The sequence below is a fragment of the Bradyrhizobium sp. 22 genome, from assembly GCF_000482425.1.
In the GTDB taxonomy this organism is placed as follows: Bacteria; Pseudomonadota; Alphaproteobacteria; order Rhizobiales; family Xanthobacteraceae; genus Bradyrhizobium; species Bradyrhizobium japonicum_B.
This window is the reverse complement of record NZ_KI519399.1, coordinates 1957827-1974358: the sequence shown is the minus strand read 5'-3', so window position 1 is coordinate 1974358 and position 16532 is coordinate 1957827. Positions and strand designations below refer to the sequence as shown.

Here is a 16532-nt window from a genome sequence, read left to right as displayed (position 1 = left end):
GATCAGGCCGAGACCCGCGAGGGCTCTTCCACGATCGAGAAGCGGACGCCGGCCTTGTGGCGGCTCTCTTCCGAGACTTCCTTCCAGCAGTCCTCAGCTTCCTTGCGGGTCTTGAACGGACCCTTGACCTGGGCGGAGCCTTCCACGAGCTTGTGGAAGTTCATCGAGCCGAACTCGCCGCCGATCACCCAGAAATTGCTGCCTTTGGTCATTGTCAGTCTCCTGTCGAATGGCGTGATGGGTTAGCCGAACTGGTTCATCGTGTTGTGGGCACCGCCCGCCTTCAGGGCGGCTTCACCCGCGAAGTACTCCTTGTGGTCGTCGCCGATGTCGGAGCCGGCCATGTTCTGGTGCTTCACGCAGGCGATGCCCTGACGGATCTCGGCGCGCTGGACGTTCTTGACGTAGCCCAGCATGCCCTGCTCGCCGAAATATTCGCGAGCGAGATTGTCGGTGGAGAGCGCCGCCGTGTGATAGGTCGGCAACGTGATCAGGTGGTGGAAGATGCCGGCGCGCTTGGCCGAATCCGCCTGGAAGGTACGGATGCGCTCGTCGGCTTCCTGCGCCAGCGGCGTCTCGTCGTACTCCGCCTTCATCAGCTCGGCACGGTTGTACTTGCTGACGTCCTTGCCGGCGTCCTTCCAGGCATCATAGACCTGCCAGCGGAAGTTGAGGGTCCAGTTGAAGGACGGCGAGTTGTTGTAGGCGAGCTTGGCGTTCGGCACGACCTTGCGGATGCGGTCGACCATGCTGGCGATCTGCTCGATATGCGGCTTCTCGGTCTCGATCCAGAGCAGGTCGGCGCCGTTCTGCAGCGAGGTGATGCAGTCGAGCACGCAGCGGTCCGCGCCGGTGCCGGGGCGGAACTGGTAGAGGTTCGAGGGCAGCCGCTTCGGACGCATCATCTTGCCGTTGCGGTTGATGATGACGTCGCCGTTGCGAGCGTTCTCCGCGGTGATTTCCTCGCAATCGAGGAAGCTGTTGTACTGGTCGCCGATGTCACCGGGCTTGTGGCTGACGGCGATCTGCTGCGTCAGGCCGGCGCCGAGCGAGTCGGTGCGGGTCACGATGATGCCGTCTTCGACGCCGAGCTCGAGGAAGGCATGGCGGCAGGCGCGGATCTTCGCGAGGAAGACCTCGTGCGGCACGGTGACCTTGCCGTCCTGGTGGCCGCACTGCTTCTCGTCCGAGACCTGGTTCTCGATCTGCAGGGCGCAGGCGCCCGCCTCGATCATCTTCTTGGCGAGCAGATAGGTCGCTTCCGCGTTGCCGAAGCCGGCATCGATGTCGGCGATGACGGGCACGACGTGGGTCTGGAAGTTGTCGATCTTCTCGATCAGCTCCTTCTCGCGGGTCTTGTCGCCTTCCTTGCGCGCCTTGTCGAGCAGACGGAAGATGTCGTTGAGCTCGCGGGAGTCCGCCTGACGCAGGAAGGTGTAGAGCTCCTCGATCAGCGCCGGCACCGAGGTCTTCTCGTGCATCGACTGGTCGGGCAGCGGGCCGAACTCGGAGCGCAGCGCCGCGATCATCCAGCCGGAGAGGTACAGATAGGTGCGATCGGTCTTGCCGCCGAAATGCTTCTTGACCGAGATCAGCTTCTGCTGGGCGATGAAGCCGTGCCAGCAGCCCAGCGACTGGGTGTACTTGGTCGGGTCCTTGTCATAGGCCGCCATGTCGGCGCGCATCAGCGCCGCGGTGTAGCGGGCGACGTCGAGGCCGGTCTTGAAGCGGTTCTGCAGGCGCATGCGGGCGACGGCCTCGGCCGACACGCCGTTCCAGGTCGGCTGGGTCTCGAGGAGCGCCTGGGCTGCCTTGACCTCGTCCTGATACGAGGACGGGCCCTGGAGGGAGCTGATGCCGCGCGGCTGGTAGTTCATGTGCCTGTTCCTTTCGCTGACGATGGCGATGGCGAGCCATCGACATTCTTGACACTGCATTGCGAGATGCGTGTCAGGAGCTAAACGCGAAAACGGAAACTTCGTACAGGTGGCTTGTTTTTTATTGGTGATGTCATGTAACATCAGAACATGTAATAGATGTTATTTTGTAAAGTTTGTAAATATTAGGTCAGTAAGACTGCCCTGATGCAGATGGAGATCGCAGGACATGGCCGCCGAGTCCGGCAAGAAACTGTTCGTCGGCCCGCGTTTCCGGAGGATCCGGCAGCAATTGGGGCTGTCGCAGACCCAAATCGCCGAGGGGCTCGGAATCTCGCCGAGCTATGTCAACCTGATCGAGCGCAACCAGCGCCCGGTGACGGCGCAGATCCTGCTGCGGCTGGCCGAGACCTATGACCTCGATCTGCGCGATCTCGCCACCGCCGACGAGGACCGCTTCTTCGCCGAACTCAACGAGATCTTCTCCGATCCCCTGTTCCGCCAGATCGACGTGCCCAAGCAGGAGTTGCGCGATCTCGCCGAGCTCTGCCCCGGCGTCACCCATGCGCTGCAGCGGCTCTATGCGGCCTATACCGAGGCGCGCCAGGGCGAGACGCTGGCCGCGGCCCAGATGGCCGACCGCGACGTCGGCACGCGCTATGAGGCCAATCCGGTCGAGCGCGTGCGCGAGCTGATCGAGGCCAATCGCAACTATTTTCCGGAGCTGGAGCAGGCCGCGGAGACTCTCCGCGACGAGCTGAACGTCCCGGCCGAAGGGCTCTACGCGGCGCTGGCCGCGCGGCTGCGGGAAAAGCATTCGATCCAGACCCGCATCATGCCCGTCGACGTGATGCGCGAGACGCTCCGGCGTTTCGATCGCCACCGCCGTCAATTGCTGATCTCGGAGCTGGTCGACCCGCCGGGCCGCGCCTTCCAGCTCGCCTTCCAGCTGGGCCTCGGCGAATGCACGCAAGCTCTGGAGAGCATCATCGGCCGTGCCGGACCGCTCGACGACGCGCCGCGCCGGCTGTTCCGCATCACGCTCGGCAATTACTTCGCAGCGGCGGTGATGATGCCCTACCCGGCTTTTCTCGCCGCGGCCGAAGCGCTCAACTACGACATCCACGTGCTGGCGCAGCGCTTCAATTCCGGCTTCGAGCAGGTTTGCCATCGCCTCACCACCCTGCAGCGGCCGAACGCGCGCGGCATTCCGTTCTTCCTGCTGCGCGTCGACAATGCCGGCAACGTCTCCAAGCGCTTCTCCTCCGGCACCTTTCCGTTCTCCAAGTTCGGCGGCACCTGCCCGCTGTGGAACGTGCACTCGACCTTCGACACGCCGGATCGCCTGCTCAAGCAGGTGATCGAGCTGCCCGACGGCACGCGCTATTTCTCGATCGCACAGATGGTGCGCCGCCCGGTCGCGCCGCATCCGCTGCCACAGCCGCGCTTCGCCATCGGCCTCGGCTGCGAGATCCGTCACGCCGCACGCCTGACCTACGCGGCCGGCATCGACCTCGAGAAGGCCGAGGGCACGCCGATCGGCGTCAATTGCCGCCTGTGCGAGCGCGAAAACTGCGCCCAGCGCGCCGAGCCGCCGATCACGCGCACGCTGATCCTGGACGAGACGACGCGGCGGGTGTCGAGCTTCGCGTTCTCGAATGCACGGGAGCTGTGAGGGGGGAGGTCTCGTGTCCCGGACGCGCTGCAGCGCTCTTGCGCTGCTGCGCAGAGCCGGGACCGCTCTGTGCCAGCGTATGCACGATCACCGGCCCTGCCGCCGCGCTGGCATGCTCGGCGAGCAGCGGCCCCGAAGCGCGCCGCCGATCCATGCTTGGTTAACCCGGCCCTAATCCCCGCGCGGGATCTGCAACCAGCGGTTAAGCACGCCTCAACATCGGCGCCTTAGTCTCGCCCCACTCACTTTTCGCAAACAACGGCGGCCTATTCTGCCGGGCGAAGTGACATCAGGGGGTTTCATCATGCGCATTGCGTTGCTGCTGACCGCAACCATCGTCGGCACGCTGTTCGCCAGTCCGTCCCGCGCGGGATCGCTCGATGCCGACGCGGCGCAGCCGCTGCCGCCGGGCTTCCAGAGCTATCGCGGCTACATGTTCGACCTGTCGGAGAATTCCGAGCGCAAGGACGTCGACAAGCTCACCGACAATCTGAAGCAGCAAATCGATCTCGTCGAAGGCGCCGGCCTTTCGCCGCGCGTGTTGCGCTTCTTCCATACCGTGCCGATCGTCGCGAGCGAGCTGGCTTGCCTCGACGAAGGCGCCGCGACTGCGTGCTACGGCCGGGTCACGCCGGACATCCGCCGCACCGCGCCGCGAACGCTCACGGTGTGGGATCCGAACAAGCAGCGCTGGACCAATCCGAACGCCGTCGACCTCGCGGTCGATTCGGGGCTCGGTGTGATCATGCTGCGCCCGGACATGATGCGCTACGAAAAGGAGGCCGTGCTGCTGCACGAGCTGCTTCACGCCTATCATGCGCGGCTGCTGCCGGACGGCTACGCCAACAAGGGCGTGATCGCCTATTACGCCCTGGCCAAGTCCAAGGACCTGCTGCCCAAGGACACCTATGCGATGAAGAATCCCATGGAGTTCTTCGCGGTGACCGCCAGCATCTTCCTGGCCGGCAAGAGCGAATTCCACGACCCGAAGTCGCGCGTGGCGCTCAAGGAAAAGATGCCTGACTATTACAAATATCTGGTCGGCGTGTTCGGATTCGACCCCGAGCCCGCGGCGGCGAGCGGTCCGGTTGCCTCGCTGAAGTAAGGCGCCACGCCGAAACGTCGAAAGAGCCGCGCGGCATGCGCGGCTTTTTCAGTTTTGGCCGCTGGAAGCTGCGGATGACGCATTGCCGGGAATTGCCAAGGCGGGGCCCGATCTGCATAGTCCGGCCCGCATCGATAGCGTATTTCGAAGGGGATAAGAGAACATGGCGGACGCCGACCTGGATGTCGTGATCCGGCAACTGGCCAGACAGCTGCATACGGGCCTGATGACCCGCGCCAAGGAGCGACGGGATCGCCTCAACGGCCTGGCGGCCAAGGCCAAGAGCAAGGAGACCGCCGACCGCTTCAAGATGATGGCCAAGGCCACCCTGGAGCAGGCCACCGCCGCGGCCAAGCGCCTCCAGATGTCCGCCGACAACGTCGCCGACAGCTACGCGCGGTCGATGCGGATTGCCGCCAGCGCGCCGGTGGCGGTGAAGGTGGCGAAGAAGGCCAAGGCAGAGAAGCCGGCGAAGAAAGCCGCGAAGGCGAAAGCGAAGAAGACGAAGTAGCCGTTGTTCGTCCCCGCGCCTGCTGCTTGTCGTTCGGAAGAACTGGTCCGGTTGTCTGATCATCTCCGGCGCAATCGGCTCGCGTGCCCCCACGCAGCAATGCTCGCTTACGACCTTCGGGCGACGTGCCCGAAGGCGCGATAGGATCGGCCGTGACGTACGAAGCGGCCGCCGGCACACACGCGTGTCAGTCCATAGCCGATCCGTCATCTGTCACACGTAGCTCCTCGCACTTTGGAGAAATCGTTCTTTCTCGCCCGGCGCATAGCCTTGGGACGCTCCGAAATACGGTTCATTGAACTGATTGTACGGTGAGGCCCGGTAGTGGACCGGCGGCCGAGACGGCATGAAGGTTTGACGCTACTGACGCCGTTTGTTTCCTCCGGCCGCCGCACCATTGTAGTAAGGATTGAGGACGCACATCTGACCGTTCGCCGACGCCCTGCATTGGTCCATCGTCATGTAGGTGCATCGATAGTAAGGGGTCATTCCCCGAGAAACGACGTACAGGCACACGGGAAACGCCGGATCGTATCTTTGGGCCCGAGCGTGCCCGGCTGTCAGGGCAATGCTCAAGGTCAAGAGCGTTAGACTCCATTTCCGCATTGGAACCTCCTCCAAGTCCGCACGACACCGGTGCACTCTGACCGCGGTCGGCGTTGATCCAAATCAATTCCGGGAGATTGGTTCGAACGCGCGCCATGAGGAACCGCGACATTATTGATCCGCGGCCGTATCAGTCACAGCTCTACGGCGAGCCACCTGTCTCAGACACGGAGCGGGAAGGTGCGGGCGGCGAGTGCTGCTCCAGGCCCGTCACCTTCTCGACGCGGCAATCGGCATCGGCTCGGCGCTCGCGAGTTCGGCGAGCTTGGCGCGCGCCGCTTCGCGCGCGCGGCTGTCCTTGCCGGCGGGCAGCGCCAGCGCCGCCTCGAAATCGGCGCGGGCGTCGTCCGCCTGGCCGCGGGCGAGGAACGCGAGGCCGCGGTCGAGGCGGGCCTGCGCATCGGAGGGGTCGAGACGGACCGCCGTGTTGTAGCTCAGGATGGCGCGATCGAGATCGCCCATGGCAGCGAGCGCGAGCCCGCGCTGGTGATAGGGCGCGGCGCGCTTGGGATCATGCGCGATCGCCTCGTCATAATCGGTAACCGCAAGCTCGAGGTCACCATTCTGCCGGCGCGCCAGCGCCCGGTCGCGATAGAGCGAGGCGCGGTTGGGATTGAGGTGGATGGCCTCGTTGAAATCGGCAATCGCCCGCCTGAAGTCGCCGTGACGCAGCGCAATCCGCCCACGCCCCTCATAGGCGAAGGCGATCAGCGAGCCGCGTAGCGGCGAGAAGCCGATCACGGCCGAGCAGATGTCGGGATCGTCCTCGTCGCCGCAATTGACGACCATGTGCGTGGACAGGCCGAAAAGCACGCACAGGACGATCAGTAGTGGCACCAAAACTCTGGTCATCTTCGGCGATGGCCGGCAGCGGGCCGGCCACGCATCCCCTTTCGAAGAATTGGTCTTGCCGGGGTGTTAACACCGGCGTTGGGGATTCTGTGTGCGCCAGGTCACAAAGCCGCACGCAAAGGCCTGCGGTTCCGTCAGCCCCAAGGACCACGCGAAGGACCACGCGACGAGGAGCGGCCCCACGGACCACGCGGCGGGTAGTTCTCGTTGGCGCCGACGGACGGCGCGGCCCGCGTGCCGAGCTCGGCCGCCAGCTGCTGAAGCGCAGCGATGCGGTTCTGCGTCGACGGATGGGTGGCGAACAGATTGTCCACGCCATGGCCCGACAGCGGATTGATGATGAACATGTGCGCGGTCGCAGGGTTGCGCTCGGCCTCGTAGTTCGTGACCTGATGCGCGGCGCCCTCGATCTTCACCAGCGCGGAGGCCAGCCACATCGGCTGTCCCGCGATGCGCGCACCGAGGTTGTCCGCGGCGTATTCACGGGTGCGGCTGATCGCCATCTGCACCAGCATGGCGCCGAGCGGGGCGAGGATCATCATCAGGATCGAGCCGACGATGCCGAGACCATTGTTGTTCTCGCGATTGCCGCCGAAGAACATGCCGAACTGCGCCAGCATCGAGATCGCGCCGGCGATGGTCGCGGTGATGGTCATCAGCAGCGTGTCGTGATTCTTGATATGGGCGAGCTCGTGCGCGATCACGCCGGCGAGCTCCTCGCGGCTGAGCTGGCGCATCAGGCCGGTGGTGACGGCGACCGCGGCATTTTGCGGATTTCGTCCGGTCGCGAACGCGTTGGGCTGCGGCTCGTCCATCAGGAAGACCCGCGGCATCGGCAGGCCGGCACGGCCCGCAAGCTCGGCGACGAGCCCGACCAGCTCCGGCGCGCTCGAACGGTCGACCTCATGGGCGCCGTACATCGACAGCACCATGCGGTCGGAGTTCCAGTAGGTGAAGAGATTGGTCGCCGCGGCGATGACGAGCGCGATCAGGGCGCCTGAGGCGCCGCCGATCAGATAGCCCACGCCCATGAACAGGGCGGTCAGGCCTGCGAGCAGAATTGCGGTACGAAGATAGTTCATGGCCGTCTCCCAGAGCCGGCCGCGGCTGCTGGAAGCACCTGCAGGCCGGCAAGCATCAGGTAGGGATGACCCCTGCCAGAGTGCAAGGTTTCAAGGTGCGTCGCGGAGCCGCGGCACTGGTTTGCGCACCATACTTCCATTAAACTTCATTCAGAATCCAAGCGTCTCCTCCCCGCCGGAAACTCCATGCTCCAGACCCGATTTGCGATCGCGGCCGTTGCTCTCGCTGCGCTGTCCTTGCCTGCCTCCGCCCAGCTCCAGCCTCCGCCCGCTAGGGCCCCAGCCCCCAAGGCGACCGCGCCCTCGCCGCGCGCCGCCTCGTGCCACAACGGCGCGAGCTTCGATCGCTTCCTGGCCGACGTGAAGAGCCAGGCGGTGGCGGCCGGCGTGTCGCAGCGGACGATCGCGGAGGCCTCGCCCTATCTCGTCTACGACCAGGGCATCGTCAACCGCGACCGCGGCCAGCGCGTGTTCGGCCAGCTCTTCACCGAATTCGCCGGCCGCATGGCCGCGCCCTATCGCATGCAGAACGGCCAGCAGCACATCAAGCAACACGCGGCTGCGTTCGCGCGCGCCGAGAAGGACTATGGCGTACCGCCGGCGGTGATTGCCGCGTTCTGGGGCCTGGAGAGCGACTTCGGCGCCAACATGGGCAATCTGCCGACGCTGAAATCGCTGGTGTCGCTCGCCTATGACTGCCGCCGCTCCGAGATGTTCGTGGGCGAGACCATCGCCGCGCTGAAGATCATCGACCGCGGCGACCTGCATCCCGACGAGATGATCGGCTCCTGGGCCGGCGAACTCGGGCAGACCCAGTTCCTGCCGGTGCATTACGTCAACTACGCGGTCGACTATGACGGCGACGGACGGCGCGACCTGTTGCGCTCGCCAGCCGACGTGATCGGCTCGACCGCAAACTACATCGCCAACGGCTTGAAGTGGCGGCGCGGCGAGCCGTGGCTGGAGGAGATCAAGGTGCCGCCGAACCTGCCGTGGGAAAAGACCGACCTCACCGTGCGGGAGCCGCGCTCGACGTGGGCGCAGCTGGGGGTCACCTATCCCGATGGCCGTCCTCTGCCGAACGACAATCTGCCGGCCTCCGTGCTGCTGCCGATGGGGCGCTTTGGTCCGGCCTTCATGGCCTATGCGAATTTCGCCGCCTACACCGAGTGGAATAACTCGCTGATCTATTCGACGACGGCGGGCTATCTCGCCTCGCGCATTGCCGGCGCCGCCCCCATGCGCAAGCCGGCCCAACCGGTGCCGCAACTGCCGTTCAACGAGCTGAAGGAATTGCAGCAACTCCTGGTGCGCGCCGGGTTCAATGTCGGCAAGGTCGACGGCGTGCTGGGCCAGCAGAGCCGAATTGCGGTGAAGGCGATGCAGACCAAGTTCGGCCTGCCGGCCGATTCCTGGCCGACCGCCGAGTTGCTCGCCCGCATGCGCGGCGGCACGGTCCAGGCGCAGCCGGCGGGCGTGGTGCGGTAGCGGCCCGTCCACTGTCAGGCCCCGGCTCGACCGGGGCATCCAGTACGCCGCGGCCTGTCGATTCAGCCACAACCGTCCCGGCGTACTGGATCGCCCGGTCAAAGCCGGGCGATGACAGCGTCGCGGCGATGACAGTGAGGGTGTGGCGCGACGCTACCGCGAGCAGCGCGAGAATTTTCGCATCGCACAAGCCGATTTCGCGATTGTATTTTTCCCTGAGGCTCCCATGTGAGTGGCTCAGGTTTTCTCCTGAGATTTCCCATTCACGAAGCGAGCACACATGTCCTTCTACGACGCGGTCGTCCCCGCCTATCTGCAAATGCTGAACAGCGTCACCGGGCTACTGACCAAAGCCGAGGCGCATTGCGCGGCCAAGAAGATCGACCCCAGCGCCCTGCTCGGCTCCCGCCTGTTTCCGGACATGCTGCCGCTGTCGAGACAGATCCAGCTGGTCAGCGATTTCGCCGCCAAGGGCTGCGCGCGCCTCACCCACAGCGAGGTCCCCTCGACACCCGACACCGAGACGAGCTTTGCGGAGTTGAAGCAGCGGCTGGCGAAGACGATCGACTACGTGAAGTCATTCAAGCCCGAGCAATTCGAGGGCGCAGATGCCAAGGACGTCACCTTCCCGACCGGACCCGACAAGAGCACGACCCTGAAGGGCCAGCAATTCCTCAGCGCGTTCTCGCTGCCGAACTTCTACTTCCACTGCGCGACCGCCCACGGCATCCTACGCCACAACGGCGTCGAGATCGGCAAGCGCGATTTCATGGGCCTGACCTGACTTGGCAATCGCGACTTGGCAATCGCGACTTGGCAATCGCACGCGGCAGTCGAAATCCGCTGCCGCGGCCGGGATTGCACATGAATTATGCTACGCGGGACTTGCCGCGTAGCTCGCCTGCACTTTCCGTATGGCTCGTCTCTTGCGCATGATGTCGCGATGCACAAGTGTTCCTGACCTTTCACCGTCTGGAACATCCCAAATGAGCCGTTCGACCAAATTGTTTGAGACCTACAAGCTCGGCCCGATCACGCTGGCCAACCGCCTCGTGATGGCGCCGCTGACGCGCAACCGCGCCGTACCAGGAACGTTCGTGCCCGGCGCGCTCGCCGCCGAATATTACGGCCAGCGCGCCTCCGCCGGCCTTCTGATCACCGAAGCAAGCCAGGTCTCGCAACAAGGGCAAGGCTACCAGGACACTCCCGGCATCTACAGCAAGGACCAGGTCGCCGGCTGGCGCAAGGTCACCGACAAGGTGCATGAGCGCGGCGGCAGGATCTTCATCCAGCTCTGGCACGTCGGCCGCATCTCGCACGTCGATCTTCAGGCGAATGGCGCAGCGCCGGTGGCACCGAGCGCGATCCGCGCCAAAGGCAAGACCTTCGTGAACGGCGGCTTCGCCGACGTCTCCGAACCGCGCGCACTCGAGCTTTCCGAGATTCCAGGCATCGTCGACGATTTCAAGCGCGCCGCGAAGAATGCGCTAGAAGCGGGCTTCGACGGCGTCGAGATTCACGGCGCCAACGGCTACCTGCTCGATCAGTTCGCCAAGGACGGCGCCAACAAGCGCAAGGATCCCTATGGCGGCTCGATCGAAAACCGCGCGCGGCTGATGCTGGAAGTGTCCAGGGCCGTCGCCGCCGAAGCCGGCGCCGATCGCACCGGCATCCGCATCTCGCCGGTGACACCGGCCAACGACATCTCCGACAGCAATCCGCAAGCCCTGTTCGACCACATCGTCGACGGTCTCAGCGCGCTGAAGCTGGTCTATCTCCACGTCGTCGAAGGCGCCACCGGCGGGCCACGCGACTTCGCGCCGTTCGACTACGCATCCTTGCGCAAGCGCTTCTCCGGCGCCTACATCGCCAACAACGGCTATGATTTCGATCTCGCCACCAAGGTGCTGGACGCGAACGCAGCCGACCTCATCGCCTTCGGCAAGCCGTTCATCTCCAACCCAGACCTCGTCGAGCGGCTGAAGCAGGGTGCGGCGCTGAACGACTGGGACAAGACCACGTTCTACGGCGGCGGCGCCAAGGGCTATACGGACTACCCGACGCTGTCGGCCGAGCCGGCGGAGTAACCCCCCTCCACACGACAACCGTCATGCCCCGCCTAGTGCGCAATTGCGCACGGGGGCGGGGCATCCAGTACGCCGCGGCCTCTCGATTCAATCACGGCCGTCTCTGGAATACTGGATTGCCCGCCTTCGCGGGCAATGACATCGAAAGTGTGGGACGCGCGTCCCACGTCATCACAAGCACAAAGAAAAAGGCCGGGATCGCTCCCGGCCTTGCGTGTTTGTGACGCTCAAAGCGCCGTTTACTTGGCTTCCGCGCGCTTGGGCGGCGTGGCCGGCCACGACTTGATCAGCGTGTCGTAGTCGACCGTCTCGCCCTTCGGCTTCTCGTTGGCGAGCTTGCGCTGGGGCGCGATGGTGCCGTCCTTCTCGGCCTTGGCGAACCAGTATTCCGGCTTCTCCTTCTTGTGCAGCTTCGGACCGCAGGCACCCTGCACGCCGGACTTCTCCAGCCGCTCCATGACGGAGTCCTGGGCGGCCGCGAGGGCATCCATCGCCTGTTGCGGCGTCTTCGCACCGGACGACGCATCGCCGATGTTCTGCCACCACAGCTGCGCCAGCTTCGGATAGTCGGGCACGTTGTTGCCGGTCGGGGTCCACTGCACGCGCGCAGGCGAGCGGTAGAACTCGACGAGGCCGCCGAGCTTCGGCGCACGTTCCGTGAACGACTTGTCCCAGATGTCGGATTCACGGACGAAGGTGAGACCGACATGGCTCTTCTTCAGCGACACCGATTTGGAGACGATGAACTGAAGATACAGCCACGCTGCCTTGCGGCGATCCGGCGGAGTTGACTTCAGGAGCGTGAGCGAGCCCGCGTCCTGATAGCCGAGCTTCATGCCCTCCTTCCAGTACGAGCCGTGCGGCGAGGGAGCCATGCGCCATTTCGGCGTACCGTCCGCGTTCATCACGGCGATGCCCGGCTTCACCATGTCGGCCGTGAAGGCGGTGTACCAGAACATCTGCTGGGCGATGTTGCCCTGCGCCGGCACGGGGCCGGACTCGGAGAACGTCATGCCCTGGGCCTGCGGCGGGGCATACTTCTTCATCCACTCGAGGTATTTGGTAATCGAGTAGACCGCGGCCGGTCCGTTGGTGTCGCCACCGCGTTCGACCGAGGAGCCGACGGGGCGGCAGCCTTCCATGCGGATGCCCCATTCGTCGACCGGCAGACCGTTCGGAATGCCCTTGTCGCCGTTGCCGGCCATCGACAGCCAGGCGTCGGTGAAGCGCCATCCGAGCGAGGGGTCCTTCTTGCCATAATCCATATGGCCGTAGACCTTGACGCCGTTGATCTCCTTGATGTCGTTGGTGAAGAACTCGGCGATGTCCTCGTAGGCGGACCAGTTCACGGGCACGCCGAGCTCGTAGCCGTACTTGGCCTTGAACTTGGCCTTGTAGTCGGGGTTGGTGAACCAGTCGTAGCGGAACCAGTAGAGGTTGGCGAACTGCTGGTCGGGCAGCTGGTAGAGCTTGCCGTCCGGCCCGGTGCCGAACGACTTGCCGATGAAGTCGTTGACGTCGAGCATCGGATTGGTGACGTCCTTGCCCTCGCCGGTCATGTAGTCCGACAGCGCGATGGTCTGGCCGTAGCGGAAGTGGGTACCGATCAGGTCGGAATCGTTGATCCAGCCGTCATAGACGTTCTTGCCGGACTGCATCTGGGTCTGCAGCTTCTCGACGACGTCACCTTCCTGGATGAGGTCGTGCTTGAGCTTGATGCCGGTCAGCTCGGAGAATGCCTTGGCGAGCGTCTGCGCCTCGTATTCGTGGGTCGTGATGGTCTCGGAGACGACGTTGATCTCCATCCCCTTGAAAGGTTCGGCGGCCTTGGCGAACCACTCCAGCTCCTTCTTCTGGTCTTCCTTCGACAGCGTCGAGGGCTGGAATTCGGCGATCCACTTCTGGATCGTCGCCTCGTCCGCGGCGCGTACCGGAGCCGAGAGAGCGAACGAGACCGCAACAATCGCGGCGGCGCTCGACATGGTCAGAAAACTGCTCTTGGTCAATGGACCTTTCCTTCTCCTAAACTGTCGCATGGTGTTCCTCCGTTGCAGCGACAAACTTTTATACAGGCCCGGGTTGCCCCCGGATCTGGCCGTCCCTTCGCGAGCTTCAGACCGTGCGAAAAATAAGCACGGCCGTGGCCAGCGAAATTCCACTTGCGAGCCACAGGCTCGAAATCTCAAACCCCTCCTCGCCGATCGGCAGCGTGGCGACCGGATCAGTGCCGACGACACCGATCCACACGAGGTGGATGACGGCGGCCACGATCAACGAGACGAATAGGCGATCGCCGCGCGTGGTCGGGATGCGCAGCACGCCGACGCGCTCGGCCTCGGGATAGACCGCCGCGAGCCAGGTCATCACCGCAAGCGTGCAGGCGAGCGCGGCGAAGAAGATCGCAGTCGGCAGCGTCCAGGCCATCCATGCGATGGATTCCATGAAAACCTCCTAGACCCGGCCGAGCGCGAAGCCGCGCGCGATGTAGTTGCGGACGAACCAGATCACCAGCGCTCCCGGGATGATGGTGAGCACGCCGGCGGCCGCGAGCAGGCCCCAATCCATGCCGGCCGCCGACACCGTGCGCGTCATGATCGCGGCGATCGGCTTGGCATGCACCGACGTCAGCGTGCGCGCGAGCAGAAGCTCGACCCAGGAGAACATGAAGCAGAAGAAGGCGGCGACGCCGATGCCGCTCGCGATCAGCGGCACCAGGATCTTGATGAAGAAGCGCGGGAAGGAATAGCCGTCGAGGAAGGCGGTCTCGTCGATCTCCCGCGGCACGCCGGAGACGAAGCCTTCGAGGATCCACACCGCCAGCGGCACGTTGAAGATGCAGTGCGCCAGCGCAACCGCCCAGGGCGTATCGAACAGGCCGATCGCCGAATAGAGGTTGAAGAACGGCAGCGCGTAGACCGCGGCCGGCGCCATCCGGTTCGACAACAGCCAGAAGAACAAATGCTTGTCGCCGAGAAAACGGTAGCGCGAGAAGGCGTAGGCCGCCGGCAAGGCCACCGAGATCGAGATGATGGTGTTGAGGACCACGTATGTCAGCGAGTTGATGTAGCCGGAATACCAGCTCTCGTCGGTGAAGATGCGCTTGTAGTGCTGCAGCGTCGGGGTATGCGGCCACAGCGTCATGGTCGAGACGATCTCGCTGTTGGTCTTGAAGCTCATGTTGACGAGCCAGTAGATCGGCAGCAGCAGGAAGACCAGGAACAGCCCCATGATGAGGCGGCGGCCGGGGATCGAATGCATCACGCGGCTCCTTCCTTGACGGCGCGCCCGGCGCCGGCATTGGTCATGACGGTGTAGAAGATCCAGCACACGATCAGGATGATGAGATTGTAGACCAGCGATAGCGCCGCGGCCTTGCCGAGGTCGAACTGGCCGAGCGCGATCTTGACGAGCTCGATCGACACGAACGTGGTGGAGTTTCCGGGCCCGCCGCCGGTGACGACGAACGGCTCGGTGTAGATCATGAAGCTGTCCATGAAGCGCAGCAGCACCGCGATCAGCAGCACGCGATTCATCTTCGGCAGCTGGATCGCCTTGAACACGGCCCAGCGCGAGGCGCCGTCGATCTGGGCGGCCTGGTAATAGGCTTCGGGAATCGACTTTAGTCCGGCGTAACAGAGCAGCGCGACGAGGCTGGTCCAGTGCCAGACGTCCATCACGATGACTGTGACCCAGGCGTCGATGTCGTTGGAGACGTAATTGTAATCGATGCCCGCGGCGTTGAGGACGTAGCCGAGCAGCCCGATGTCCGGACGTCCGAAGATCTGCCAGATCGTGCCGACCACGTTCCACGGAATCAGCAGCGGCAGCGCGAGAATTACGAGGCAGGCGGCCACGGTCCATCCCTGGCGCGGCATCGACAGCGCGACCACAATGCCGAGCGGCACCTCGATCGCGAGGATCACCAGCGAGAAGAACAGGTTGCGGCCGAGCGAGGCGAGAAATCGGCCGCCGAGATCGGTCGAGGGATCGAGCAGTTCCTTGAACCAGCCGACGCCGTTCCAGAAGAACTGGTTGTTGCCGAAGGTGTCCTGCATCGAATAGTTCACCACCGTCATCAGCGGCAGCACCGCCGAGAAGGCGACCACCAGGAACACCGGCAGCACCAGGAACCAGGCTTTTTGGTTGACGGTCTTGTCCATCAGGCAGCTCCCTCCACCAGAAGGCTGTCGACATAGACGTGGACGTGTGACGGATCGAATTTCAGACCGGCCATGCCGTCCGAGCTGGCGAAGCCTGCCGGCGCGCGCGCCGCGAGCTTGGCGTCGCCGAAACGCGCGCGCGCAAAACGGATGCGGCCGAGATCGTCGAGACGCTCGATCTTCGCCGTGAGCAGGCCGGGCGCGGGCGCAACGACCTCGACGAATTCGGGCCGGACGCCGATCTCGATCTTGGCGCCGGCCGGCAGGTTGTCGTAGGCGCGGGTGAGCGCGATGACGTGGCCGCCGACCCTGGCCTCCCGCCCCCTCACCTCGGCCGGCAGGATGTTCATGCCGGGCGAGCCGATGAAATAGCCGACGAAAGTATGCGCCGGCTTGTCGAACAGCTCGGCCGGCGTGCCGCTCTGCACCACGCGGCCGTCATGCATGACGACGACGGTGTCGGCAAAGGTCAGCGCCTCGGTCTGGTCGTGGGTGACGTAGATCATCGTGAGGTCGAGCTCGCGATGCAGCGCCTTCAGCTTGGAGCGGAGCTGCCATTTCAGCTCGGGATCGATCACCGTCAACGGCTCGTCGAACAGCACGGCGGCGACGTCGGAACGGACGAGGCCGCGGCCGAGCGAGATCTTCTGCTTGGCGTCGGCGGTGAGCCGCGTCGCCTTGCGGTTCAGATAGGGCTCGAGGTCGAGCAGGCGGCCGATCTCGGCCACGCGCTTGTCGATCTCGGCCTTCGGCACGCCGCGGTTCTTCAGCGGAAACGCCAAGTTCTGCCCCACCGTCATGGTGTCGTAGATCACCGGAAACTGGAACACCTGGGCGATGTTGCGCTTCTGGGTTGACAGCGGTGTGATGTCCACCCCGTCGAACAGGATTTTCCCCCGCGACGGGGTGATGATGCCGGAGATGACGTTGAGCAGCGTTGTCTTGCCGCAGCCGCTCGGCCCGAGCAGCGCATAGGCGCCGCCCTGCCGCCAGGTCATGGTCACCGGCTTCAGCGCGAAAGTCTCCTGCGGCGCGTTGTTGCCACCGTAGGAATGGGCGAGATCGACGAGGTCAATGCGGGCCATGGCG

General features: G+C 64.5%; 16 protein-coding genes. 6 read left to right on the top strand and 10 right to left on the bottom strand.

Going from position 1 to position 16532, the window contains the following annotated elements; all coding sequences use genetic code 11:
• Positions 1-2: 2 nt before the first annotated feature.
• Positions 3-212, bottom strand: a complete 210-nt coding sequence (locus tag K410_RS0110660; RefSeq protein WP_028134831.1) for a DUF4170 domain-containing protein — start codon at positions 210-212, stop codon at positions 3-5.
• Between the two features lie 30 nt (positions 213-242).
• Entirely contained in the window at positions 243-1877 is a 1635-nt protein-coding gene (locus K410_RS0110655) for an isocitrate lyase (protein ID WP_028134830.1), read from the bottom strand.
• Between the two features lie 229 nt (positions 1878-2106).
• On the opposite strand from K410_RS0110655, the gene K410_RS0110650 reads away from it, so the two are divergent.
• The 3 genes from K410_RS0110650 to K410_RS0110640 all read left to right on the top strand — a co-directional run bounded on the left by K410_RS0110650 (position 2107) and on the right by K410_RS0110640 (position 5168).
• Positions 2107-3552, top strand: coding sequence for a helix-turn-helix domain-containing protein (locus tag K410_RS0110650; protein ID WP_028134829.1), 1446 nt, complete (start codon positions 2107-2109; stop codon positions 3550-3552).
• Between the two features lie 304 nt (positions 3553-3856).
• On the top strand, positions 3857-4657 hold the full coding sequence (locus tag K410_RS0110645; protein WP_028134828.1) for a hypothetical protein: 801 nt from the start codon (positions 3857-3859) through the stop codon (positions 4655-4657).
• A gap of 163 nt (positions 4658-4820) precedes the next feature.
• Positions 4821-5168, top strand: a complete 348-nt coding sequence (locus K410_RS0110640; protein WP_028134827.1) for a hypothetical protein — start codon at positions 4821-4823, stop codon at positions 5166-5168.
• A 360-nt stretch (positions 5169-5528) separates the two neighbouring features.
• Here K410_RS0110640 and K410_RS38410 read toward each other — a convergent pair whose 3' ends face one another.
• The 3 genes from K410_RS38410 to htpX form a co-directional block, all read right to left on the bottom strand.
• Entirely contained in the window at positions 5529-5774 is a 246-nt protein-coding gene (locus tag K410_RS38410) for a DUF3551 domain-containing protein (protein ID WP_080672149.1), read from the bottom strand.
• Positions 5775-5984: 210 nt separating this feature from the next.
• The gene (locus K410_RS0110635; protein WP_028134826.1) at positions 5985-6626 is read right to left on the bottom strand and encodes a tetratricopeptide repeat protein; all 642 of its coding nucleotides are present in this window, start codon (positions 6624-6626) and stop codon (positions 5985-5987) included.
• Positions 6627-6760: 134 nt separating this feature from the next.
• On the bottom strand, positions 6761-7708 hold the full coding sequence (gene htpX / locus K410_RS0110630; protein ID WP_028134825.1) for a zinc metalloprotease HtpX: 948 nt from the start codon (positions 7706-7708) through the stop codon (positions 6761-6763).
• Between the two features lie 186 nt (positions 7709-7894).
• Here htpX and K410_RS0110625 point away from each other — a divergent pair, with 186 nt between their 5' ends.
• From K410_RS0110625 to K410_RS0110615, 3 genes are all read left to right on the top strand, one after another.
• Positions 7895-9196, top strand: coding sequence for a lytic murein transglycosylase (locus K410_RS0110625; protein WP_028134824.1), 1302 nt, complete (start codon positions 7895-7897; stop codon positions 9194-9196).
• A 280-nt stretch (positions 9197-9476) separates the two neighbouring features.
• Positions 9477-9980, top strand: coding sequence for a DUF1993 domain-containing protein (locus tag K410_RS0110620; RefSeq protein ID WP_028134823.1), 504 nt, complete (start codon positions 9477-9479; stop codon positions 9978-9980).
• Positions 9981-10182: 202 nt separating this feature from the next.
• Positions 10183-11283, top strand: a complete 1101-nt coding sequence (locus K410_RS0110615) for an alkene reductase (protein WP_028134822.1) — start codon at positions 10183-10185, stop codon at positions 11281-11283.
• A 239-nt stretch (positions 11284-11522) separates the two neighbouring features.
• On the opposite strand, the gene K410_RS0110610 is transcribed toward K410_RS0110615, so the two are convergent.
• The 5 genes from K410_RS0110610 to K410_RS0110590 form a co-directional block, all read right to left on the bottom strand.
• On the bottom strand, positions 11523-13265 hold the full coding sequence (locus tag K410_RS0110610) for an ABC transporter substrate-binding protein (protein ID WP_049820242.1): 1743 nt from the start codon (positions 13263-13265) through the stop codon (positions 11523-11525).
• A 130-nt stretch (positions 13266-13395) separates the two neighbouring features.
• A complete protein-coding gene (locus K410_RS0110605; protein ID WP_028134820.1) occupies positions 13396-13725 on the bottom strand; it encodes a DUF2160 domain-containing protein in 330 nt (109 codons plus the stop codon).
• A gap of 9 nt (positions 13726-13734) precedes the next feature.
• Positions 13735-14541, bottom strand: a complete 807-nt coding sequence (locus K410_RS0110600) for a carbohydrate ABC transporter permease (RefSeq protein WP_024341434.1) — start codon at positions 14539-14541, stop codon at positions 13735-13737.
• Entirely contained in the window at positions 14541-15443 is a 903-nt protein-coding gene (locus K410_RS0110595) for a carbohydrate ABC transporter permease (protein ID WP_028134819.1), read from the bottom strand. The genes K410_RS0110600 and K410_RS0110595 overlap by 1 nt, the downstream gene beginning before the upstream one ends.
• Positions 15443-16528 carry an ABC transporter ATP-binding protein gene (locus K410_RS0110590; protein WP_028134818.1) on the bottom strand — a complete coding sequence of 362 codons (1086 nt, stop codon included), beginning with the start codon at positions 16526-16528 and terminating at the stop codon, positions 15443-15445. The genes K410_RS0110595 and K410_RS0110590 overlap by 1 nt, the downstream gene beginning before the upstream one ends.
• Positions 16529-16532: the final 4 nt, after the last annotated feature.